The sequence below is a fragment of the Pseudomonas mandelii genome (assembly GCF_024138395.1).
GTDB lineage: Bacteria > Pseudomonadota > Gammaproteobacteria > Pseudomonadales > Pseudomonadaceae > Aquipseudomonas > Aquipseudomonas mandelii_E.
The window spans coordinates 1-1,208 of record NZ_JAMYDU010000057.1; the positions used below are offsets into that span (position 1 = coordinate 1).

1 protein-coding gene is annotated in these 1,208 nt (G+C 62.6%); it reads right to left on the reverse strand.

Annotated features, from left to right (window positions below):
- The coding region (locus tag NHU87_RS28290; protein ID WP_301271602.1) for a calcium-binding protein at nt 1–1,208 on the reverse strand (1,208 nt) is incomplete at both ends.

A 1,208-nucleotide genomic window follows, 5' to 3' on the forward strand; every position in this document is an offset into this window, starting at 1 on the left:
CAAATTAAGTGCCGCTGTACCCAGCAGCACGCCGTCTTCAACGTTGGCCGACAGGGTGTAGCTCACCGCCGTGCGGATCAGATCGCGGCCTTCATCAGCCAGTTCGGTGACCTTGTCGGCGACGTTGTCGATGACGTAGGTGTCATCACCGCTGCCGCCACTGAGGATGTCAGCGCCCACGCCGCCATCCATCCAGTCGTTGCCGGCGCCGCCTTGCAGGGTGTTGACGGAGGCGTTGCCAAGCAGGGTGTTGTTCAGGTCGTTGCCGACCACGGTGAAGGCACCGAGGCCGGTGAGGGTGACGTTTTCGACGTTCTGCAGGCTGGTTTGGCTGAGGTCGACGGTGCTGGTGGTCGGGGTTGAAGCATAGGTGATGTTCAGCAGGTCGCGACCCTGGTCGGCAGTTTCCTGCAGCAGCGCCAATTCACCGAATTGATCGAGGACGTAGGTGTCGTCGCCGGCACCACCGATCAGCGTGTCTAGTCCGGCGCCACCGTTGAGGAGGTTATTGCCGCTGTTGCCAGTCAGCACGTTGCGCAGGGTATTGCCGACACCGGTGAGGTTGTCGCTGCCGGTAAGGGTGAGGTTTTCCAGGTTGGCGCCGAGGGTCCAGCTCACCGAGGAGCGCACGGTGTCGACTTCAGATACCAGAGTGCTGGTTTCGGTGACCACGTCCTTGAGGTTGTCGACGATGTAGGTGTCATTGCCGTTGCCGCCGATCATCAGGTCGGCACCGGTTCCACCGTCCAGAAGGTTGTTGCCGCTGTTACCGCTCAGGCGGTTGCTCAGGGCGTTGCCGGTACCGTCCAGATTATCGCCACCGGTGAGGGTCAGGTTCTCGAGGTTGCTGCCCAGGGCGTAGCTGATCGACGACAGCACCGTGTCGATCTCGGTCAGCGAGGTGCCGCGTTCGATCACCGTGTCGCCGACATTGTCGACGACGTAGGTGTCGTTGCCGGCACCGCCATCGAGGGTGTCCGCACCGGCCTTGCCGTCGAGGAGATTGGCCGCGGCGTTGCCGGTGAGGCTGTTATCGAGCTCATTACCCGTGAGGTTCAACACAGCGGCGCCGAGCAGCACGCCGTCTTCAACGTTGGCCGACAGGGTGTAGCTCACCGCCGTGCGGATCAGATCGCGGCCTTCATCAGCCAGTTCGGTGACCTTGTCGGCGACGTTGTCGATGACGTAGGTGTCGTCGCCGCTGCCGC